General features: G+C 62.6%; 26 protein-coding genes. 12 read left to right on the forward strand and 14 right to left on the reverse strand.

All coding sequences use genetic code 11. The annotated features are described in order from the left end of the window. Positions 1-117 precede the first annotated feature (117 nt). From B208_RS0110110 to B208_RS0110120, 3 genes are all read right to left on the reverse strand, one after another. The gene (locus tag B208_RS0110110; protein WP_007976231.1) at positions 118-510 is read right to left on the reverse strand and encodes a hypothetical protein; all 393 of its coding nucleotides are present in this window, start codon (positions 508-510) and stop codon (positions 118-120) included. 122 nt (positions 511-632) lie between these two features. After that, positions 633-1,094, reverse strand: a complete 462-nt coding sequence (locus B208_RS0110115) for a twin-arginine translocation signal domain-containing protein (protein WP_232423770.1) — start codon at positions 1,092-1,094, stop codon at positions 633-635. A 300-nt stretch (positions 1,095-1,394) separates the two neighbouring features. Next, positions 1,395-2,174: a sulfurtransferase gene (locus B208_RS0110120; RefSeq protein ID WP_007976228.1), complete on the reverse strand. Its 780-nt coding sequence runs from the start codon at positions 2,172-2,174 to the stop codon at positions 1,395-1,397. Between the two features lie 242 nt (positions 2,175-2,416). Here B208_RS0110120 and B208_RS0110125 point away from each other — a divergent pair, with 242 nt between their 5' ends. The 3 genes from B208_RS0110125 to B208_RS0110135 all read left to right on the forward strand — a co-directional run bounded on the left by B208_RS0110125 (position 2,417) and on the right by B208_RS0110135 (position 4,422). Then, positions 2,417-3,277, forward strand: a complete 861-nt coding sequence (locus tag B208_RS0110125) for a sulfurtransferase (RefSeq protein WP_007976226.1) — start codon at positions 2,417-2,419, stop codon at positions 3,275-3,277. 247 nt (positions 3,278-3,524) lie between these two features. After that, entirely contained in the window at positions 3,525-3,740 is a 216-nt protein-coding gene (locus tag B208_RS0110130) for a DUF7511 domain-containing protein (protein ID WP_007976225.1), read from the forward strand. A gap of 55 nt (positions 3,741-3,795) precedes the next feature. Continuing rightward, a complete protein-coding gene (locus B208_RS0110135) occupies positions 3,796-4,422 on the forward strand; it encodes a hypothetical protein (protein ID WP_007976223.1) in 627 nt (208 codons plus the stop codon). 11 nt (positions 4,423-4,433) lie between these two features. Here B208_RS0110135 and B208_RS0110140 read toward each other — a convergent pair whose 3' ends face one another. After that, entirely contained in the window at positions 4,434-4,703 is a 270-nt protein-coding gene (locus B208_RS0110140; RefSeq protein ID WP_007976221.1) for a DUF7553 family protein, read from the reverse strand. Positions 4,704-4,814: 111 nt separating this feature from the next. Between B208_RS0110140 and B208_RS24305 the strand changes: the two genes are divergently transcribed. Both B208_RS24305 and rpiA read left to right on the forward strand, forming a co-directional pair. After that, a complete protein-coding gene (locus tag B208_RS24305; protein WP_007976219.1) occupies positions 4,815-4,970 on the forward strand; it encodes a hypothetical protein in 156 nt (51 codons plus the stop codon). A gap of 183 nt (positions 4,971-5,153) precedes the next feature. Further along, positions 5,154-5,840 carry a ribose-5-phosphate isomerase RpiA gene (gene rpiA / locus B208_RS0110150; RefSeq protein WP_007976217.1) on the forward strand — a complete coding sequence of 229 codons (687 nt, stop codon included), beginning with the start codon at positions 5,154-5,156 and terminating at the stop codon, positions 5,838-5,840. A 132-nt stretch (positions 5,841-5,972) separates the two neighbouring features. On the opposite strand, the gene B208_RS0110155 is transcribed toward rpiA, so the two are convergent. Further along, positions 5,973-6,140 (reverse strand): DUF1931 family protein, encoded by a 168-nt coding sequence (locus B208_RS0110155; RefSeq protein ID WP_018128851.1) that lies wholly within the window; start codon positions 6,138-6,140, stop codon positions 5,973-5,975. Between the two features lie 172 nt (positions 6,141-6,312). On the opposite strand from B208_RS0110155, the gene larB reads away from it, so the two are divergent. After that, positions 6,313-7,095: a nickel pincer cofactor biosynthesis protein LarB gene (larB, locus tag B208_RS0110160; RefSeq protein WP_007976212.1), complete on the forward strand. Its 783-nt coding sequence runs from the start codon at positions 6,313-6,315 to the stop codon at positions 7,093-7,095. A gap of 170 nt (positions 7,096-7,265) precedes the next feature. Here the strand turns inward: larB and B208_RS0110165 are convergent, their stop codons facing one another. From B208_RS0110165 to B208_RS0110185, 5 genes are all read right to left on the reverse strand, one after another. Then, entirely contained in the window at positions 7,266-7,532 is a 267-nt protein-coding gene (locus B208_RS0110165; protein WP_007976210.1) for a hypothetical protein, read from the reverse strand. Between the two features lie 437 nt (positions 7,533-7,969). Further along, complete coding sequence (locus B208_RS0110170) at positions 7,970-10,096, reverse strand: heterodisulfide reductase-related iron-sulfur binding cluster (protein ID WP_007976206.1); 2,127 nt, start codon at positions 10,094-10,096, stop codon at positions 7,970-7,972. 87 nt (positions 10,097-10,183) lie between these two features. Beyond that, complete coding sequence (locus tag B208_RS0110175; protein WP_007976205.1) at positions 10,184-10,891, reverse strand: energy-coupling factor transporter transmembrane component T family protein; 708 nt, start codon at positions 10,889-10,891, stop codon at positions 10,184-10,186. Beyond that, positions 10,888-11,586 carry an energy-coupling factor ABC transporter ATP-binding protein gene (locus B208_RS0110180; RefSeq protein ID WP_007976203.1) on the reverse strand — a complete coding sequence of 233 codons (699 nt, stop codon included), beginning with the start codon at positions 11,584-11,586 and terminating at the stop codon, positions 10,888-10,890. Before B208_RS0110180 ends, B208_RS0110175 begins: the two co-directional genes overlap by 4 nt. 18 nt (positions 11,587-11,604) lie before the next feature. Next, positions 11,605-12,192, reverse strand: coding sequence for a biotin transporter BioY (locus tag B208_RS0110185; RefSeq protein ID WP_018128852.1), 588 nt, complete (start codon positions 12,190-12,192; stop codon positions 11,605-11,607). Positions 12,193-12,319: 127 nt separating this feature from the next. Between B208_RS0110185 and B208_RS0110190 the strand changes: the two genes are divergently transcribed. After that, positions 12,320-12,922, forward strand: a complete 603-nt coding sequence (locus B208_RS0110190; RefSeq protein ID WP_007976200.1) for a hypothetical protein — start codon at positions 12,320-12,322, stop codon at positions 12,920-12,922. Positions 12,923-13,028: 106 nt separating this feature from the next. Here the strand turns inward: B208_RS0110190 and B208_RS0110195 are convergent, their stop codons facing one another. Next, complete coding sequence (locus B208_RS0110195; RefSeq protein ID WP_007976198.1) at positions 13,029-14,420, reverse strand: hemolysin family protein; 1,392 nt, start codon at positions 14,418-14,420, stop codon at positions 13,029-13,031. A 117-nt stretch (positions 14,421-14,537) separates the two neighbouring features. Here B208_RS0110195 and B208_RS0110200 point away from each other — a divergent pair, with 117 nt between their 5' ends. The 3 genes from B208_RS0110200 to B208_RS0110210 are packed head-to-tail and all read left to right on the forward strand — an operon-like array spanning position 14,538 to position 15,988. Continuing rightward, entirely contained in the window at positions 14,538-14,807 is a 270-nt protein-coding gene (locus B208_RS0110200; protein WP_007976196.1) for a glutaredoxin family protein, read from the forward strand. Further along, complete coding sequence (locus B208_RS0110205) at positions 14,807-15,325, forward strand: redoxin domain-containing protein (RefSeq protein ID WP_007976192.1); 519 nt, start codon at positions 14,807-14,809, stop codon at positions 15,323-15,325. The genes B208_RS0110200 and B208_RS0110205 overlap by 1 nt, the downstream gene beginning before the upstream one ends. Positions 15,326-15,373: 48 nt before the next feature. After that, positions 15,374-15,988, forward strand: a complete 615-nt coding sequence (locus tag B208_RS0110210) for an L-threonylcarbamoyladenylate synthase (protein ID WP_007976190.1) — start codon at positions 15,374-15,376, stop codon at positions 15,986-15,988. On the opposite strand, the gene B208_RS0110215 is transcribed toward B208_RS0110210, so the two are convergent. Beyond that, the gene (locus tag B208_RS0110215; protein WP_007976188.1) at positions 15,974-16,633 is read right to left on the reverse strand and encodes a CRISPR-associated protein Cas4; all 660 of its coding nucleotides are present in this window, start codon (positions 16,631-16,633) and stop codon (positions 15,974-15,976) included. The genes B208_RS0110210 and B208_RS0110215 overlap by 15 nt on opposite strands. 86 nt (positions 16,634-16,719) lie before the next feature. Between B208_RS0110215 and B208_RS0110220 the strand changes: the two genes are divergently transcribed. Both B208_RS0110220 and B208_RS0110225 read left to right on the forward strand, forming a co-directional pair. After that, positions 16,720-17,412 (forward strand): Sjogren's syndrome/scleroderma autoantigen 1 family protein, encoded by a 693-nt coding sequence (locus B208_RS0110220; RefSeq protein WP_007976185.1) that lies wholly within the window; start codon positions 16,720-16,722, stop codon positions 17,410-17,412. Positions 17,413-17,437: 25 nt separating this feature from the next. Continuing rightward, complete coding sequence (locus B208_RS0110225; RefSeq protein WP_007976183.1) at positions 17,438-17,830, forward strand: universal stress protein; 393 nt, start codon at positions 17,438-17,440, stop codon at positions 17,828-17,830. Here the strand turns inward: B208_RS0110225 and B208_RS0110230 are convergent. Next, the gene (locus B208_RS0110230) at positions 17,817-18,050 is read right to left on the reverse strand and encodes a hypothetical protein (protein WP_007976181.1); all 234 of its coding nucleotides are present in this window, start codon (positions 18,048-18,050) and stop codon (positions 17,817-17,819) included. The two genes, B208_RS0110225 and B208_RS0110230, sit on opposite strands and share 14 nt — an antisense overlap. 190 nt (positions 18,051-18,240) lie before the next feature. Continuing rightward, entirely contained in the window at positions 18,241-20,661 is a 2,421-nt protein-coding gene (locus tag B208_RS0110235; RefSeq protein ID WP_007976179.1) for a DEAD/DEAH box helicase, read from the reverse strand. Positions 20,662-20,720 lie beyond the last annotated feature (59 nt).

Consider the following 20,720-nt stretch of genomic DNA (forward strand, 5'->3'; position numbering starts at 1 on the left):
ATCATCCATCCGGACAGGGAACGCGGGTGAAACCCGCGGATGAATCAAATGGTGCTATATGAAATCCGATACGGCCCCTCAACCATCGCGTTCCGAAGTACGCCAAGAAGTGTCCTCTCACTCTACCCTCGTCACGGACACTTCGAGGAGGTCCAAATTGGCGCTGAAGTACGTGGCGTCGTCCGCGAATCGAAATCGGCCTCCCGTCGGAAGGTAGCGACGGGAGAACAGAAAGACGAAGACGGGCGTCTCGTAGAACTCGTAGGTGATGACGTAGCCGTTGTACTCGTCCGGTTGCGAGATTACCTGCACATCGTCGGGCGGTTCGTCGAGGATGGACACCGTGATGAACGCGGGCAGTTGGGAGACGATTCGGAACGGGACGTTCGGATAGAAATCGCGGGTGAACACCAGCACGCTCCCGGATGGCTGGGCGGACGGTCGAACGAGGGCACTGAAATCGGCTGAGCGGTCCGTCGACGGCGGCTCGGTATCGAATTCGTCTCTCATGTGTGCTCCGAGGTATCGAAATCTGTCGTGTTGTCCGTAACAGTACCGTCGGCTCCGACGGACGGCCAAAAAATGGGTACGGAACCGCGTCGTTGTTACCCCCCAATGCGACGTCGAATCGATTAGCTGCTTCGGAGGCTGGTGCTGAGCAGGTTGAGCGTGCTGCTGAAGATCGACGCGTCACCGCTGAACTGACGCGTGTCACCCTGACTCAGCGAGAGGTTGCGGCCGAAGACGAACGTGGTGATCTGACCTCGACCGTCACCGCCACCGCCACCGAGCAGGTAGCGGATGATGTAGCCGTCGTAGTCGTCCGGCTGGCTGATCTCCGGCACGTTGCCGCCGCCAGGGCGCTGGAGCAGGCGAACCGTAGTGGCTTGCTCCAACGAGTTGACGACCCGGAACTCCACTTGCGGGTGGTAGTCGTAGGTGTACACCAGCACGTTTCGGCCCTGCGCCGAGGCGCTCCCGGCGCTACCTAAGCCCAACGCGAGTGCGCCCGTTGCGAGCGCACCTTTCTTCATAAACGAGCGACGTTCTTCTGATTCGACGTTTTCTGCGTCTTGTTGTTCTCTCACAGTCATCCCTTTTCCCCCCTCCCGGGGCGACAGGCTATAGGCCGGAACCGAAGATAAATGGCCGCGACTGTTTCAGTGACCAATGGAAAACTATCGTCGTTAGGGTCAGACGGGCAATCACGGCTCACCACGAGGGCGTACACGATACCGTTCGGTATTGGCGGTTACGGGGGATTCCATGCCCGTTACCGCGGTGGAAACTGAACCGGGCTTCGTTCGTCGCGGACCGTTTTCTGACTGGCAAATAGACAAAACGAGCGAAAAAGAGAACGGGGAAGCGCCATCGCGTTCCCACTTGGACCGCTCTCACTCGCGTTCGAGTTCGCCGTCGGCCGCGGTCCAGTCGGTGAGACTCCCCTCGTAAAATCCGAGGTCGTCGTAGCCGAGCGAAGAGAGGACGACGTAGGTGTGGCTAATCCGCCGGGCGGTGTTGCAGTAGAGGATGACGCGTTTTTCGGGGATGACACCGTTGGATTCGAGGATTTCACGAAGTTCGTCGGGGGATTTCAGACCGCGGCTCTCGTCGTCAACGAGGTCGAGCCAGTCCACGTTGACGGCACCCGGGAGGTGACCGTCGGCGAACTCCGCCGGGTCGCGGGTGTCCACCAGCACGGCGTCAAGGTCGTCGATGGCGGCTTCGACCGCCTCGCGTCCGACGAGCGTGGTGCCCTCGGAGTCACGGGCCGAGTAGGAAACGGGGTCGGGCGACGGCGCGTTGGTCGTCGTCTCGTGGTCGCGTTGCCACGAACTGAAGTCGCCGTCGAGCAGGTGGAGTCGGTCGTGACCGTACAGTTCGGCGGTGACGAGGAACCGCGCCGCGAACACGCCGTGCATGTCGTCGTAGGCGACGATGGTGTCGTCTTCGTCGATACCGGCGCTTCCGAGGAGGTCCTCCCACGCCTCGACACCGGGGAGCATTCCGGCGTCGTCCGCGTCGGACGAGCGGAAGGCGTCGAACGGGATGTTGACCGCGCCGGGGAGGTGGCCGATTCCGTCGTACTCCCACGCGTCGCGGACGTCAACGACTCGTACCTCGTCAAGTCGGTCGGCGAGCCATTCCGCCGAGACGACGACGTTCTCGTGCATCGGTCCTCGGTACCGAGTCCAGCGTCTTAGCCCTCCGGGTACCGTCGAATCCGGCTTCTGACTGCAGATACCGGCTGATATTGCCGATAGTTGGTCGTCGCGTCCGGTTCACCACCCACCGGGGACCGGGTAGTCGGGAATCCGCTCCGAACTTGCGGAGATTTTTGCCGGGAAGCTCGACAGAAGGCGGAACCTTCCGGCAGTAACAAGAATATAACCGGAGCACGGGAAGAAGGGGACGCATGAGCGACAGCGACTACGCCAAGGACGTTCTCGTCAGCGCCGAGTGGGTGGAAGACCACCTCGACGAGTTCCAAAGTGACGAACCGAACTATCGACTCGTAGAGGTCGACGTCGACACCGAAGCCTACGACGCCGCCCACGCGCCGGGTGCAATCGGAATCAACTGGGAAACGCAACTGCAGGACCAGACCACGCGCGACATCCTCGAAAAGGACGACTTCGAGGACCTGCTCGGCGGACACGGAATCGCCGAGGACACCACGGTCGTCCTGTACGGCGACAACTCCAACTGGTTCGCCGCCTACGCCTACTGGCAGTTCACGTACTACGGCCACCGCGACGTGCGCCTCCTCGACGGCGGGCGCGACTACTGGCTCGAAAACGGCTTCCCGACGACGGACGAGGTACCGTCGTACCCCGAAGTCGACTACGACGCCCGCGGTCCCTTCGAGGGAATCCGCGCGTACCGCGACGACGTGGAGAAAGCCATCGACCGCGGCGTCCCCCTCGTGGACGTTCGGTCGCCCGAGGAGTTCAGCGGCGAAATCCTCGCGCCCCCGGGACTGCAGGAGACGGCCCAGCGCGGTGGCCACGTCCCCGGTGCATCGAACATCTCGTGGGCGGCCACCGTGAACGACGACGGGACGTTCAAGTCCGCCGAAGAACTCCGCGACCTGTACGAGAGTGAAGGCGTCACCAACGACCAGCAGGTCGTTGCCTACTGCCGTATCGGTGAGCGCTCGTCCATCGCGTGGTTCGCACTCTCGGAACTGCTCGGTTACGACAACGTCGCCAACTACGACGGGTCGTGGACCGAGTGGGGCAACCTCGTGGACGCGCCCATCGAAACCGGAAACTGACCACAACGACCGAAACGACCGACCCGTTTTTCTTCGAGCCGATACACCCCATGGCAGTAACATCCCAAGCGGCCGATAGCCCAGACACCGATAACCCAGACGGTCAATAGCACAGACGGCCGATAACCCACACGATCGATAGATACCGACCGCTATCGAGGGCTATGGAGAACAACTAGCAGGGATTATTGAGAGCGGGGCGAATCTCAATAGTACGGCGTCGTCGGGACGCCCCCACGAGGACACCATGACCGGACATTTCCATACCGTCGACAAGCCGTCCGAACCGGAACAGAACGTCGCCGCCCCGCAGTCCTTCGAGTTGTCCTCCGTCGTGGTCGAGTACGACGGCAAACCGAACCGGTGTACAATTTACCCGACGGAAGCCACCCGCCTCGAACGCATGGCGAGCTGGATAACCGCGGACGCGGATGTTTTCGTCGAGTTGGACGACATGCGGTAGACCAAGCGTTTCCGACGTCGGTGATTACAAGCCGAACGGCTTCGTACCGTGGCGCATGAACTCGGAGGAATTTCTCGAAGTCGTCCGCAAGGAAAACGAAACCGCCCTCTCGCGCCTCGGCTCCTCGAAGTCGCTGTACGCCGCGACGAACGGAGAGATGGACGCCGACGAAGTGTTCCGCGCCGCCGCCGACTCCGAACACGCGGCCGCCCGAACGTTCGAAGGGTGGGCAGACGACGAGGACGACACCGACGCGAGCGAACTGTTCGCGGGTATCGCGGACGTAGAGAACGACCACTACGAGCGTGTGTCCGGGAAGGTGGACGACCACGACGTCGGAGACGTGCCCGCGCTCCACGAGTACCTCCGCGGACTGGACGACACCACCGCGCGCCTCGGCGGATTTGTCGGGCGGACGCTGGCGAGCGAGAAATCGAAAAAGCAGATGACGGGCTTTTTCACGGGACAGGCCGACCCGATGACGGCTCAGTTGTTCCGCGACCTGAAAGGCGACCTCGGCGACCAGTTGGACGACACGCTCGCGCTCCTCGGCGAGCGTTGTGACTCGGACGAGGACTGGGAGACAGCAAAAGAGGCCGCCGAGGGCGCGATTACCGCCGCCTACGAGGAGTACACCGACTCGCTGGAGTCGATGGGCGTCAATCCGAAACCGGTCTGCTGAGCGAGAGAGTTTTAAACGCCGCTGACGGTTTCGCGGTGGGCCTTCACGTGGTCGTAGGCGCTGTCGATACGTTTCGCGGTTTCTTCGTCCACGTCGCTTTCGAGTTCCGAGAGGGCGTGCATGATGCGGTCGAGTCGGCCGTGGTCCGGGCCGTGGTCGGCCTCGGCGAGCGAGTGGAGGGAGTCAGCCTGCGATTCGAGACGTTCTTTGACCTCGCCGGTGGTATCGGCGCTGGCCTGTTTCAGTTCCTCCGCCGCGTGTACCAGTTGTTCGCGTGTCATGGCCGGGGCTACGACAGCGAGCGAAATAGTGCTATGGGCGGTGCAGAAAACGACGGTTACCGACGCGCGAACGGACGACGAGTTTTAGCGGTTCAACGGCGTTCTAGCCCCATGGCTCGAAAACGACATCACCGGTGCAACCTCTGTGGGCGCGACTTCGAACAGGGCGAGGAGTTGCGAGAACACGTGGAGCGGCGACATCCCAAAGCCGACTACCACTGGTGGGTAGTCGTCGAGGAGCCCGGAACCCTCCCGTTCGAGGATTGAATCGGGCGAAAGGCTACAAGAGGAACCGAACCCCATCCTCCCGAATGTGGGGAACCACATCCGAATGGACGTAACGAGGAAGCGGGCCTGTAGCTGTCGGTTCGAACGTCCAGTTTATTTATCGGGGGAAGTTTCGCGGACGCGCTAGCAACCTTTTTCCGGGCCGCACCGATTTCCACGAACATGAAAACGACGGGTGGAAGCGACGAGGCGAAGCGAAACGCGGGCGAAAGCGCGGCGGAGGCGGTCGAAGACGGCATGGTAGTCGGACTTGGAACGGGGAGTACGACGGCTCACGCGATTCGAGCACTCGGTCGGATGGTCGATTCGGGCCTCGACGTACGCGGGGTGCCGACGTCGTTCCAATCGCGGCAACTGGCACAGCAGGAGGGGATTCCACTCACCGACCTCGATACCGTGTCGAGAATCGACGTGGCCATCGACGGCGCGGACCAGTTCGCCGGGGGCGACCTCATCAAGGGCGGCGGAGCGGCGCACGCTCGGGAGAAAATCGTGGACGGAGCGGCGGACCGGTTTCTCGTCGTCGTGGACCCGAGCAAAGCGGCAGAACGGCTGCACCATCCGGTTCCGGTCGAGGTGCTACCCGCCGCGCGGACGACGGTGGCCGACGACGTTCGCCGTCTCGGCGGGAACCCGACGTTGCGCGACGCGGAGCGAAAGGACGGGCCGGTCGTGACCGACAACGGAAACCTCGTCCTCGACTGTGAGTTCGGAGAAATCGACTCGCCCGGGGACCTCGCGGCCGACTTCTCGGCGATTCCGGGCGTGGTGGAACACGGACTGTTCGTCGGGATGGCCGACGAGATACACGCCGGGAACGACGACGGTGTAGACGTGAGACGAGTGTAACGAAGAGCGTCGGAACGCGCCCGAGAAAGCTGGAAAACGCCGTTGGGGGGTCGTCAGACCCGCCGAGACGACCGCTGGTGCGTCGAACGCTGTCGCTGGACGGCGAAAAAATAAATGAAGGGAGTTCCGTTTTTACAGGTCGCGCGGCTGGACCGTCTTTCGGTCGTTCTCTTCTGCGCGTCGTGCAGCGTCCTCGAGGAGTTCCTCGACTTCAACGTCGAGTGCGTCGTAGAAGTCCGAGGCAACGTTTTTGTCGTCGAGCGCTTCTTTCACAGCCGCTTTGACAATAAGGTCTGCCATACAGGATTGACGTTCCGTAGCGCGCTTAATAAAGCTTCCCAAATTATGCGGTGAACAGCCACGAGTCGAAGAATGTGACCTACTCTGTCGATGCCGCCAAAAGCTTTAAGTGAAGTAAAGTAGATTGACCGCGGACGACAGACAGGAGTAGGAGGGCCACAGAGTGGCGAATATGCGCGAACTACTCGAATCGGTGGCGAACGGGGAAACCAGCGTCGCCGAAGCGGAGGCGATGTTATCTGGATACGCGACGAACGGGGCCGGACGGTTCGATGCGGCCCGCGAGCGGCGTCGCGGCGTCCCGGAGGCGATACTCGCCGACGGAAAGACGCCGAGCGAAGTCGCGGAACTCGCAACCACGGCCGTCGAAACCGCGGGCAGAGCGATAGTCACGCGGGTGGACGACGACCACGCGGGGGCGGTCCAGCGGAGGCTCGACGCCGACCACCCGGACGCGGACGTTCGGGTTCGAACGCGAGCGAACGTCCTCGTCGCCCACGCGCCGACCTTCGAACCGCCCGAGGTGAACGCGACGGTCGGCATCGTCAGCGCGGGCACGAGCGACGCGATTCCCGCCGGGGAAGCCGCGGTCATCGCGTCGGAGATGGGCGCGACCGTCGAGGAGATTCACGACGTGGGCGTCGCCTCCCTGGTCCGCGTGCTGGACGAGGTGGACGCCCTCCGCGCGGCGGACGCCCTCGTCGTCGCCGCGGGGCGCGAGGGCGCGCTCCCCACGGTCATCGCCGGACTCGTGGACACCCCCGTTATCGGCCTACCGGTGTCGAACGGCTACGGCCACGCGAGCGACGGCGAGGCGGCGCTCTCGGGGATGTTGCAGTCGTGTACGGTGCTCTCCACCGTGAACATCGACGCGGGCTTCGTGGCGGGCGGACAGGCCGGTCTCATCGCGCGTGCCGTCGGCGCGGCGCGGGAACGCGACGGCGAAAGGGAATGACGGGAAGCGGAAACACCGTGTCGCTATCGTGGGACGGTGAAAGAGCAGTATAATTCAGTAGAATTCAGTAGAATTTCATTCGAAATAGTACTTTGAGGGAGGATATAGGAACAATCGATAGGAAGCAGTAGCCAAGTGATAGGAAACAGTAGCCGGTCGGAGTCGTTGCGTCAGGCGGACTGTGTGCTGTTGCTCCCCCACTGACGATGGAGGAGAACGGCCGAAAGCGAGAGAACGACCACGAGGAGGACCGCCAATCCGATGGTGGCGAACTCCAGTTCGAAGAACTCGGTGACGGCGAGGTATGCCCAGAACAGCGCGTATGCGGCCCACGTGATGAGGGCGATTGGCGGTTTGTCTCGGAGATACCAAACGTAGAGCGTGACGACGTGCGAGACGAAACTGAACACCGCCACGCCGACGAGGAGGGGGTTCATCGCTCGCACAATCGGATTCGCTTCGGATAGTTGTTAGGGTTCCAATCGTTTGAAGAAGAATGAAAGTCGGTTGTCGTCAGGATTCAGCGTTCTTCGGGGAGAGATTCGAGGGTTGTTGGAACGGATATCGGGACGACAGTTGCTGGGGAAAACGACCGCACCGCGTGCGGACGGGCGGCCGGAACCGCACGACCGCCACTGCTCACGGTTTCGCCGGACTTGTCCGGCTGACTGCCGAGCAACGCTCGGCAATTTCACCGTTCGCTTTCGAGGTTGCTCCGCAACCTCGCCCGCCCTCGGAGTCCCCATACCTCCCCGGGCGCTCGGTCGATTCGCACGAGCGGTGCGAATCGACTGACCTGCGCGTCCTGCCGGTTGGTCGGCCTGCTGACTGTCGGGAAAATCGACGAGCAAAACAGAAATCGAGAACGGAAAGCTCAGTTCGAGACTTTGATCTTCTCTTCAGCGCCGAGGGCTTCGACGACGAGTTCGGCCACGTCCACGATTTCGATGTCGTCCTCGTAGCCGCCGGTTTTCCGGCCGTCCTCGTACATCGTCATGCACATCGGGCAGGCGACGACGAACTTCTCGACGCCGGACCCGGCGTCGGTGTCTTCGAGCGCCTCGCGGATGCGCTCCTCGCTGGGTTTCGAGTCCTCCTCGAAGTCCATCCAGAGGCCGCCGCCGCCGCCGCCACAGCAGAAGGAGTTGGCGCGGTTGCGCGGCATCTCGTCCAGCGTACAGCCGGTTCCTTTCACGATTTCGCGGGGTGCTTCGTACTCGTCGTTGTAGCGCCCGAGGTGGCACGGGTCGTGGTAGGTGACCGTGTAGTCGAGTTCGGTACCCGAGAGGCCCATACGACCGGACTGGAACAGTTCCTCGACGACCTGCGTGTAGTGGTACACCGGAGAGTCGAAGTCCTCGTCCATCTCCGGGTACTCGTTTTTGAACGTGTTGTAGCTGTGCGGGTCGGTGCAGACGATTTTGTCGTAGTCGCACTCCTCGAAGGCGGCCACGTTGTCCTCGACCAGCATCTCGTACAGCCCTTCCTCGCCGACGCGACGCACGTCGTTGCCGTCGTTCTGTTCGTCCTCGTAGAGGATGCCGTACGAGACGCCCGTCTCGTGGAAGATGGTCGCCAAGGAGCGGGCGACGCGGCGGTTGCGCTCGTCGTAGGACGGGTAGTCGCCGACGTACCAGAGGAACTCCACGTCCTCGTCGCGGGCGTCGGGAATTTCGAAGTCGAGTTCCTCGGTCCACTCGGGACGGCGGCGCTCGGGGTCGCCGAACGCGTTGCCGTTCTGGAAGACGTTCATCATCGCGTCCTGCACGTTGACGTCCATCTGGCCGGATTCGGTAAGCCGACGGTTCATCTCCGTGAACGAGGAGAGGTGTTCGATTTCGACCGGGCAGGCGTCCATGCAGGCCATACAGGCCATGCAGGACTCCATCGTGCTGCTGTCGATGACGCTGGAACCGCCGTCGGCGATGATGGGCTTTTCGTCGCCGCCCATGTCGAGGTTCTCGCGGTACTGTTTCAGGTCGAGAATCACGTCGCGCGGGTCGAGCGGGCGGCCGGACGCCTTTGCGGGACAGACCGACGAACAGCGGCCGCACTTCGTACAAGCGTCCTGGTCGAGCAGCTGTTTCCACGAGAAGTCGTCGATGGAGCTCGCGCCGATTTCGTCGGGGCTGGCGTCCGAGGGGACGCCGGGCAGTCGCTTGCCCGCCTTCTCGTCGCGGGTGACGACGTTGGCGTACGACGACAGCATGTGGAACGGTTTGGCGTACGGAATCGCCGCGACGAAGACGAGCGCGATGAGCGCGTGCGCCCACCACGTGACGGGGTACCACGTCATCGCCATCTCGGGGGTGACGCCCGCCGCCGAGAGCAGGTCCTTGACGAACCAGCCGACGAAGCTGACCGTCTCGAAATCGACGTTTCGGACCGCGCTGGTGCCGAGGATCCGAACGCCTTCGGTGAGGTAGCCGCCGACGCCGAGCAGGAACAGCGTCCAGATGAACAGGTCGTCCTCGCGGCCGGTGTGTTTGCCCCAGAGCCGTTCGTTACGGACCCAGTAGCGCCGGTAGAGCGCCATCGAGATGCCGACGACGAACAGCAGTCCCATCGCGTCCATCACGAGCGAGTACGCGAGGTAGAAACTCCCGACGAAGAAGGATTTCTCGCCGCCGAGGAAGTAGTGGGTGAACTTTCGATAGCCGTCCATGTCGATTGCGAGGATGGTCGTCCCGATGAGCAAGGTCAAAAAGCCCCACAGGATGAACGAATGCATCAACCCGCCGTACAGGTCGCGGTTGAACTGCTTCTCGTTCGTGATGACGGTTTTCGCCGCACGAGTCATCCGTCCCGGTAGGTCGTCCAACCGGTCGAACCAGTCCTCCTCGCCGTCGGTGTACCGCGCGAAGCGGTTGTAGACGCCGTAGACGAAAAAGAGGACGGTCACGGCGGCGAGGTAATAGAATATCGCCTCGCCCGTCAGACCGATTCTCCAGAACGTCGGGCGCGTCGTACCCGCCGCCTCCGCGAGCGCGAAGATTGCCATGTTTTATCAGGAGGAGACGAATTGCTTAAATCTTGCCACCCACCCGTCCCGCCGCCGTCGTGCGAGAATAAAAAATCTGTTTGTAGTTTAAATGACCCCCCAGACGAGGAGCGCCGCGGTCAGAAACATGGCGGGCACGTCCGCGGACGAAACCGCAAGACGGGGAAGCGTCGGGTTCCACGCGAAACAGCGAGCGCGGAGGGCAAGCGAGAACGTATCGGCGCGGGAGAACGCCCGCGACAGCCCCGCCGCGCCGACGAGTTCCATCCGGTCGGTCAGCGAACGCTCGTCGCCGAGTCGGGCGGCCATCGCGTCCCGAATCGACCGCAAATCCGCCTGTAGAACCGGAAAAAAGCGAAAGACGAAGGCGACGCCCATCCCGAGAAACTGGCCGACGCGACCGGGAACGAGCCACTGAATCGCCGCGCGCGACTCGCGGACAGGCGTCGTCCGAACGTAGGCCGCGCTGACACAGAGGACGAGGAGCACGCGATAGCTCGCAAGCGCGGGCGCGACGGCATCCCCTGGCACCACCCACGGCGGGCCGAGCGTGAGCGCGGCGAACGCGGGGCCACCGACGAGGAACGGGAACAGGTAGCGGAACTCGCGGAGCACCCACACGGGAGACGTGGCCGCCCCGAAGAACACCGCTGCGACCACCAGCGTCAGAGTTGCGAGTCCGACGGGGGTCGTGTGCGCGAGCGCGACGGCCGCGAAGACCGCTTGAAACAGGAGTTTCACGCGGGGGTCGAGTCGTTCCGCGAACGCCCCCGTCGAACGGTAGGCGAGCGTCATGGCGTCCGGATGCCGATGCGTGCGAGTTCGGATGCCGTCTCCTCGGGCGACCCATCGACCGCGATTTTCCCGTCACGAAGCGCGACCGCGCGGTCCGCGAGCGACCAGACGTCCCGCAAGTCGTGAGTGACGACGATGATGCCCGTCCCCGACGTCGAGAGCGTTTCGAGGTGGGACACCACGGATTCGCGGGCCGGGCCGTCCAGTCCGGTGAACGGTTCGTCCAGCACGAGATGGGCGGGTTCCATCGCCAGCGCGCCCGCGATGGCGACGCGCTGGCACTCGCCACCCGAGAGCGTGTCGATGCGCGCGTCCCTGCGGTCGGCCATTCCGACCGCGGACAGGGACGTTTCGACGCGACGGTCGATTTCCTCGCGCGGGAGGCCGAGGTTCTCCGGACCGAACGCCACGTCAGCGCCGACGGTCGCGGAGACGAAGGTGTCTCGCGGGTGTTGGAACACCATGCCGACGCGAGTTCGGGCGGCCACGAGGTTCTCCTCGACCGGCGTCTCGTCCACCAAAACGGTCCCCTCGTCGGCCGAGAGGAGGCCGTTGAAGTGCCGGACGAGCGTCGTCTTACCGCTCCCGTTCGGGCCGGAAATCACGACGAACTCCCCGTCGGGAATCGTGAGCGAGACGCCGGAGAGCGCCACTGCGTCGCCGAAGCGGTGGACGATATTTTGCGTCGTTATCATTCGGTCAGTGTTCGAGTTTCATTCGGCCGTAACGCGGTCGCTCCGAACGATGCCGACCGCGGCGGCGATTTTGAACGCCTCGAATGGGATGAAAGCGACCGCCGAGAGCATGAACGCCTCGGTGAGTCCGTAGTTGCCGAAGTAGGAGAATCCGACGGTCCCGAAGGCGTAGATGATGACGGTACCGACGACCATTCCGCCGACGAGACGAACGAGACCCGCGCGCTTCGGGTCACGGAGCGTCAGTCCGTCGTGGACGATTGCGCCGATGGCGAACGCGGCGAAGGGATACGAGAGCAGGTAGCCGCTCGTCAATCGGCCGAAAATATCGACCAGTCCGGCGGATCCACCGGCGAAGACGGGCGCGCCGACCGCACCGGCGACGAGGTAGAGAACGAGCGACGCGGACCCCCAGAGCGGTCCGAGGAAGATTCCAGCGAGAAAGACGCCGAGCACTTGGAGCGTGACGGGGATGGCGGGAGCGAGCGGATTCGGAAACGAGACTTGCGCGAACGCGCCGACGATGGCGGCGAACAGCGCGGTTCGTGCGATGTTTCCGACGGTTTGCTCGCCAACCAGTTCGACGGAGCCGGTTTCGGTGGACATGGAACAGGGTCGCTCGTCAACCACCATGATGACTTCGGTTGACGGCGGGGCTTGTTTCAATCGTCGGAACGAAATTTCACCCACCGCCCAACAGGTTTTTATAGACTCCCGGCATGAGGTACGCGCTATGAATAAGAAGACCGAAGAACTCCGTGACATGTTCCTCGATATGACCGACGAGGAGACAGTCACGGAAAAACAGGAAGAGACGCACGGCTCGCTCGGAACGGAAGAAAGAGTCGAGGAGCAGTTGCTCGCCGTCGTGGCGGAGATGCGCGAGCGATACGACTTCGATACCCCGCTCACCGACGAGGAGCTACGGACGGTCGTTCGACGATTTTACGCCGGGGACGGCGACGACGGAATCGCCGACGAACTCGGGGACGAATCGCTCAAAGAAGACGTCGCCAGCGCCCGAATCGACCTCCATCTTTTTCGACCATCGGACACCGACGCACCGTTCGAAATCGAGACGCTTCGGACGCTCGTCCGGGACGGCGCGACGACCGCCGACTGCGCGGCGGAACTCGATACCGACGAATCGACCGTTCGGCGCTACCGTCGCGTTATCGAGGCGAAAGACGAGGCGCGAACAGTGAACCAACAGTATATCAACGAGTTCGAGAACATTCTACAAGACAGAGAGATATCCGATAGAATGACAAGTGACATCCAACAGGACGGGTTGGACGACGCGACGGACGGGATGGAAACGAACGTCTCGTTTTGACTATCCTGTTAGACTGTTGACTGTCGTTCGAGAGTCCGCGCGCCGATTTTTCGCACCAACCGAAACGCACGGTGTTTCGTACCGACCGAAAACGGAACAGCGACCGCTATTCCGCGCCGGATTCGACGCCTTCCTCTATCGTGTTCGGCTCGACCTCCTCGTCCAACCGCGTGATTCGAGCCTTCATGATGCGGGTATTTTCGACCTGTTCGACGTGAAGGCGGACGCCCTCGTAGTCGATGTCCTCGCCCTCCTCCACGAGTCTGCCCGCACGGTTGAAGATGAACCCGGCGATGGTTTCGAACTCTTCGCCCTCGGGGAGCTCGATTTTCATGGCTTCGTTCACTTCGTCGATGTTGACTTCGCCGCGAACGATAACGGTGTCCTCGTCGACGCGCTCTATCGGTTCCTCTTCCTCGCCGTCGAGGATTTCACCGACGATTTCCTCGACCATATCCTCCATCGTCACTAACCCTTCCGTCGTTCCGAACTCGTCGATGACGATGACCATCTGCATCCGGTTTTCGCGCATCTCGGTCAGCAGTTCGTCCACGTTCTTGCTCTCGGGGACGTGAAGCGTCGGCTGAATCAGGTTGCTCAGTTTCAGGCCGTCGGTCTTCGTCTCGCCGTAGTTCTTCTCGCGCACGAGGTCGCGCACCGTGACGATACCGATGACGTTGTCCAGACTTCCCTCGTAGACGGGGACGCGCTCGTGACCCGACTGAACGAGCGTCTCGATGGCCTCGTCGATGCTCGCGTCCTGCGGAACGGCGGTCATGTCGAGGCGCGGCGTCATGACCTCCTTGGCGATGGTATTGTTGAACCGGAAGATGCGCTGGAGCATCTCGCGTTCGTCCTCCTCGATGACGCCCTCGCGCTCGCCGGTCTGGATCATGTCCTGAATCTCGTCGCGCGTGACGTACGAGGTTTCGATGGCGGAGCGACCACCCGTGACGCGGTTGACCGCCCGCGTCAGGTAGTCGAAGGTGACGACCAGCGGCAGGAGAAGATACTCGGAGTATTTGAGCGGCTTTGCGATTTTGAGTGCCCACGATTCCGTGTTCTCGACGGCGTAGGATTTCGGCGCGCTCTCGCCGAACAGCAAGACGAGCGAGGTGATGCCGAACGTCGAGATGAGGACGGTCGCGCCGGGGTTGTCGAAGTAGATGCCAACGAGCGCCGTCGTGAGCGAGGACATCGCGATGTTGACGATGTTGTTACCGACGAGAATCGTCACGAGCAGGCGGTGCGGGTCGCTCTTGAGCGAATCGACTGTCTTCGCGCCGTCGACGCCCTCGTCCACGAGCGCTTCCACGCGGTGTTTGGCGAGCGAGAACATCGCGATTTCGGAGGAGGAGAAGAACGCGGAGAGTACGAGAAGGAGGAGAACGGAGGCGATCCCACCCCACAGGGTCAACTGTCCGGAGGGGTTGATGCTGAACAGACTATTCAGCGGCGCAGTTTGTGAAAGTGCGATGAGTGTCGGGGAGAGTGTCATTCAATAACCCACCTTGAGCGTCAGCGGGATTAACTCTTTATTCTTGTGCTGTTCCAAATTTTGAGCGAAACTGCCGAGAACGAAGACCTTACGAACGTTTCGTCCCAATCGAGGAATATGAGCACCGAGACGACAGAACCGGACCTCACGCTGTACCGATTGCAGGCGTGTCCGTTCTGTGAGCGCGTCGTCCGCAAACTCCAAGACCACGACATCACCTACCAGTCGCGATTCGTCGAACCCATGCACTCGGACCGCAACGTCGTCAAGCGCATCAGCGGCAAGCGGACCGTCCCGGCCATCGTCGACGAAAACACGGGCGTCACGATGAGCGAGAGCGCGAACATCGTCCAGTACATCGAGAACACCTACGGAGGGGACGAATAATGGTCGATTTCGAGGTCGTGGAACTGCCACCGTCGGACCATCCCGAGGTGGGCGAAACGGCACCGGACTTCACGCGTCCGCTCGTGGATGCCGAACTCTGGGAGGACGTCTCTCTGTCCGACATCACGGACGACGGACGGACGCTGCTCGTCTTTCACGGTATGGACGGCGCGTTCCCGGCGACCTACGTGTGGAACGAACTGCGAGACCGCGCGTGGGACGACGAGTACGACGTGCAAATCGTCGGCGTCTCGATTTCGACGCCGTACGAGCACAAGACGTTCATCGAGGAGCGCGAGATGGAGTACCGACTGTTCAGCGACCCGGCGAACGACGTCGGAAAATCGTACGGCATCGAACACGAGTTGGACGGAATGGAAGGCATCAGCGAACCGCGACCGGCGATGTTCCTGCTGGACGAAGACCGGACGGTCGAGTACGCGTGGGTCGCCGCGGAGTGGCCCGACTTCCCGGACTACGACGAAGTGAAGCAGGCGCTAGCGGACTGGAGCGAGTAATCGAGGACGACGCGACGCTTTTTTCGCGTGGAGCCACAACACCCGGTTATGGAAGACGCGAGCGATGGAAACGGCGTGAGCGAAGACGAACTCGAACGCGCGGCAACGGCGATGCGGGACGGTCACCTCGTCGTCTATCCGACCGAGACGGTGTACGGTCTCGGTGCCGACGCGCTCGACCCGACGGCGATAGAGCGGGTGTTCGACGCGAAGGGAAGAGCGCGCGATAAGCCGATATCGCTCGCGGTTCCCGACGTCGAAACCGCGCGGAACTACGTTCGTCCGACCGAGCGGGAACTGGCATTCATGGAGGCGTTTCTCCCTGGGCCGGTCACCGTGCTCTGTGAGAAACGCGACATCGTTCCCGACGTACTCACCGGAGGACGGTCGCGCGTCGGCGTTCGAATTCCCGACCAACCGGTCGCGCTGTCCCTTCTCCGGCACGTTGCGCCCATCACCAGCACGAGCGCCAACGTGAGCGGCCGAGGGAGCGTGACGTGCATCGACGACCTCGACGACGAGATACGGGACGCCGCCGAATGCGTCATCGACGGCGGCGAAACCGGCGGAACCGGAAGCACCGTGGTGAACGTAAAGCAGGGTGAAATCCTCCGGCGCGGGGAGAACGCGGACGAAATCGAAGCGTGGCTAGCCGCCGAGTAGCGAGCGAAGCGTTCGGGTTTTCACGCCGCACTCGGCGCGGTACTCGCAGGCGTCGCATTTCGACCGGTTGGTCAACCGCGGCGGCGGCCCGTCGAGCGCGCGAGCGGTTCGGAGGGCGCGTCGATACGTCGCCTTCCGTCGCGTCGAGAGGCGAAGCTTCCGAACGACGCCGCACGCCGGATACTCCACAAAGGCGTGTTCGATAGGTTGCTCGTGTTCCCACGAGAGCGCCTTCGCGGCTGCGACCGCGCGGACGCTTTGGGATTCCCAGACGCCGGTCTCTGGTGGGGTTCCGGTGAACACCATCGACGGAATCGGCGGGTCACGGTCGAGGATTTTGTGGACGATGCCGCGACAGTCCTTCCCTTCGACCAGTCTGTCGCGTGTCTCGGGCGAGCGGAGGTGGTCCCACGCATCGAACTCGGTGGCGCGTTCGAGATTCGCGCGAAATCGGGCGGGTGGGACTTCCAATGGACGGTCGGCGAGTTCCGAATCGGGGGCATCGAGGAGGCGGTCGTATTCGAACGCGAGTCGTCGCCGTTCGGTAACGAGGTCCGGGATTTCGATGTCGTCCTGTCGCCGGTAGTAGCCCTTCCGTGGGCAGTACGCCACGGTTTCGAGTTCGGTGAACGGTATCTTCGACACGGTGGTTCTGGCCGCGATTTGGTATATATATCTCGGGGCGAAAGACGAGGGAAAGGGGCAAGAGTCTGGACGGTCTCTGTCCGTTCATGAGCGATTTCGATAAGGAAGCGGAGCGGGAAAAGCTCCGCCAGCAGTACGAGAACGAAAAGGAGGAGCGAAAATCGACCCAGCGGATGAGCGAACTGCTGTTGCAGGGCGCGACGATGACGGGGAAACACTGCGACACCTGCGGCGACCCTATTTTCCGAATGAACGGGACGGAGTTCTGCCCGACCTGCCAAGGTGCCGGGAACGAAGCGTCGAAGGCAGAAACCACGGAGGCGGAAACGCCGGAGACGGTCGAGAGCGACGCGAGTGCTGAAACCGAAACCGCCGGAGAGCCCAGCGAGATTTCGGTCGAATCGCCCGGACACGGCGAGGAGGACGCACAGACGGAATCGACAGGGATGGGTCAGTCGCGGGAACCGAACCGCGCACAGTCGCCGACGCCACCGCAAAGCGTTCCGCGTCAGTCTCGGCGTGTACCCCCGAGCCAGACGGGAGGGGAAAATCGAAGCGAACGGGCACGACAACCCGAGACGCGAGCGGCGGGAACGCGGACGGCCGCGGAGTCGGGAACGGATGACCTTTCGGCGGCGCGGGAGGCGTTGGTGCGGAAACTGACGGCCCTTGCGCGGGAGGCGGAAGGGACGAACGACGTCGGCTATTCGCGGGAACTGCTGGCCGCGACGCGTGAGGCGGCGGAGGCGCTCGCCGCGCTCGACCGGGCGAATCGTTAAGCCGAAACCGGCCGACAGTCACCCCATGGACGTACTGGTTCCTATCGACGGCTCCGACGGGAGTTTTCGCGCGCTCGTGTTCGCCGCGGAGTTCGTTCGGAAGTTCGACGCCACGCTCCACGTCGTGCACTTCTCCGACGAGGCGACATCCGCAACCGACGAGATACTCTCACGTGCTCGTGACGTCCTCGAGTCGGCGGACATCGAGTCGGAGCCGAAACTCTCGACCGATATGCGACTGGAGTTCCGACCGGCAGAGCGAGTCGGCGAGAACGTCCTCGAACTGGTGACGGAGAACGGTTACGAGCACGTCATCATGAGCCATCACGGGTCGGGAACCGTCGACCGGGCAATTCTCGGTAGCGCCGCCGAAAAGATAGTTCGCTCCGAGGCGGTGCCGGTGACTATCGTTCCGTAAGCAACTGGCGTTCGACGTCGGCGTCCAACTCCTCGGAGAGGTCGAACCAGTTTAACGTGTATCCGAGGTCCAAGTCGAAATCCGACGGGGAGCCTCCGTCTGCTACGTCGTGCTGCGGGTCACCGTACAGTTCCTGTTCGCTGGTCGAAGGGGCCATCTCGTGCTGTGGCTTTCCGTACCACTGTTCGACTGTCCGCTCCTCATCGTCATCCTGCCCCATGAGGCGAGGTAACATAGTTTACTCTCATCCGGGTAAACGGCAGGGAGGGTTTAACGTGTCCCGACCGTTCACCCCGTTTATCCGCCGTCATCGTCACCGTACGAGCGTCGAAAGAGCGGATTTAGGCCGTGATGACCGACAGTGTGCCATTAGGTATCAAACACCACTCCTGTCCTGCGGTAAGCCAGCCTTACGGATCGTACTCGTTCGAAACGACCTCGCGGATTCTGTCGGCGGTTATCTCGCCGACCCCCTCGGTCTCCATAAGGTCGTCTTTCGAGGCGGTCATGACGGCTTGAACCGTCTCGAACTCGGAGAGCAACGCCCGAGCGGTCACCGGCCCGATGTCCGCGATAGAGGCCACGACGTACTCCTGTTGCTCCGCGAGCGTCTTCGCGTGCTTGTCACCGTGCACGGAGACCTCGCGCTGTGCGACCTCCTGTTCGCGGGTGGCGATGACTTCGAGCAGGTCCGTCGTGTCCGCCTCGTCCTCGGTTCGGAGGACGCTCGCACCGAAATCGACGGCGAGGGACGAAACCGCACCCCGAATCGCGTTCGGGTGGACGTTTCGCTCCTCGTAGAGTCCGTCGCCCTCGATGATGACGACCGGGCGGGCGTAGTGGCGGTTCATGTCCCCCACCTGCTCGAACATCGAGCGGTCGCTTCCGACGAGCGTATCGAGGAAGTCGCTCACCGACTTTCGCTCGACGGCAACTCGGTCGCTCAGAACGTAGTCGCCGACCGCGAGCGTTTCGAGGCGGACATCGACGCCTTCGCGCGCGGAGAGGTCGCGGGCGATGTTCGCGTCGAGTTCGCGCTGGTCGGCGACGATTTCGACGGCATCGGAGTTATCGCGTTTGCGCGCCGTCGCAACGACGCCATCCGGTTCCGACCCCCCGTCGCCCGCACCGTCCTCGGCATCGTCCGTGTCGCCCGCCGCCCCCGTCTCGAACTCCTGTAAGCCGTGGCCCACCTCGCTCGTCTTTCCGCCGCCGTCACCGTCGCCGCCGAACGACCCGAGCGTCTGTTGTGAGTCGTCCAGTTCCTCCTCGACTTCCTTGGCGACGCCTTTGAGCTTCCGTAGCTCTTCTTCCATCTCGTCCTCCCGACGCTTCGAAATCCAGAAGTACGCCTCGTCGCGGGTATCCTCGGCGAGAAGGACGACGACTTGCCCCTGTGCCTGTCGGCCGGTCCGTCCTTTCCGCTGAATCGACCGCACCGCCGTCGGAACGGGTTCGTAGAAGAGTACCAAATCGACTTCGGGAACGTCCAACCCCTCCTCGGCGACGGAGGTGGAGACGAGCACCTCGAACTCGCCCGCCCGGAACTTGTCGAGCGTTTCCTGCTGTTCCTTCTGGGTCATTCCGTCGCTGCCGTCCTTGTCGCCCTGCCCGACGAACCGCCGGGCGGTCAACTGGCTTCCGAGTTCGTCGTTGAAGAAGTCCGTCAGCGTCTCCGCCGTGTCGCGTGATTCGGTGAAGACGATGATACGCTCCCCGTCGTTCAGTCCCAGCGTTTCGGCGACGTAGGTCCTGACCTTCTGAAACTTCGGATGCCGACCCTCGTACTGGACCGCCTTGCGCATCGCTTCCTGCACTTTCGGCTCGGAAACCATGCGCTGGCTCGCCTTCGACGCGCCCGACGAGCGGGCGGAGTTGCGCTGGCGTTCGAAATACCGACGGAGAGATTCGACGCTCTGGGTTTCCGCGAGTTCGACCGCCCGGCGGAGTTTCATCACCTCGGCGTGCGCGGACATGCCCTGGTACCCCTCCGACTGGTCGTTGTCGATGAGTTTCTGCAACTGACCCCGGACCTTGTTCAGGTCCTTCTGGGAGACGTCGGGGCGCGTCGTGTTGATGACGCCGAGGTCCTTCAGGCGCTCCAGTCTGTCGGAGATGACCTCGTTCAGGGCGTCCCGAATCTCGATGATTTCGTCGGGGAGTTGCACGCGAACCCACTCGACTTCGGTGTCGTGGGTGTACGTCGAGACGTCGCTGTCCTCCTCCGTCATCACTTCGACTTCGTGCAGTCCGAGATTCTCACAGACCTCCAGAATCGACTCCTTGTCGCCACCCGGCGACGCGCTCATTCCGGTAACGAGCGGGTCGTCCGCGTCCGCGTGGTAGCGCTCCGCGATGTAGTTGTACGCGTAGTCGCCGGTCGCGCGGTGACACTCGTCGAAGGTGACGTGCGTCACCGGTCCGAGGTCGATGCGCCCGCCCACGATGTCGTTTTCAACGACTTGCGGCGTGGCGATGATGACTTTCGACGATTTCCAAAGCTCCGAGCGTTCGTCGGGGCGGACCTCGCCGGTGAACACCACGATGTCCTCGTCCGGAATCGAGAGGGCTTCCCGATAGAAGTCGGCGTGCTGGTTCACCAGCGGTTTCGTCGGCGCGAGAAGGAGCGATTTCCCGCCCACGTCGTCGAATCGTTCGGCCGTCACGAGCAGGCTGACCGTCGTCTTTCCCAGTCCGGTCGGGAGGCAGACGAGCGTGTGGTCGTTCCGCGCGGTCCCGGCCAGTTGAATCTGATAGAGTCGCCGCTCGATGAACGAGGGCGAGAGATAGGGGTGTTCCACGTAGTTCGTTGCAGCGTCCGTGGTCGCCATTCGTCGTGAGTTTGGTCGTCATTCGGTTAAAGGATTCGTGTGGCGGAGTGAAAGTGGTC

This window comes from Haladaptatus paucihalophilus DX253 (assembly GCF_000376445.1).
Lineage (GTDB): Archaea > Halobacteriota > Halobacteria > Halobacteriales > Haladaptataceae > Haladaptatus > Haladaptatus paucihalophilus.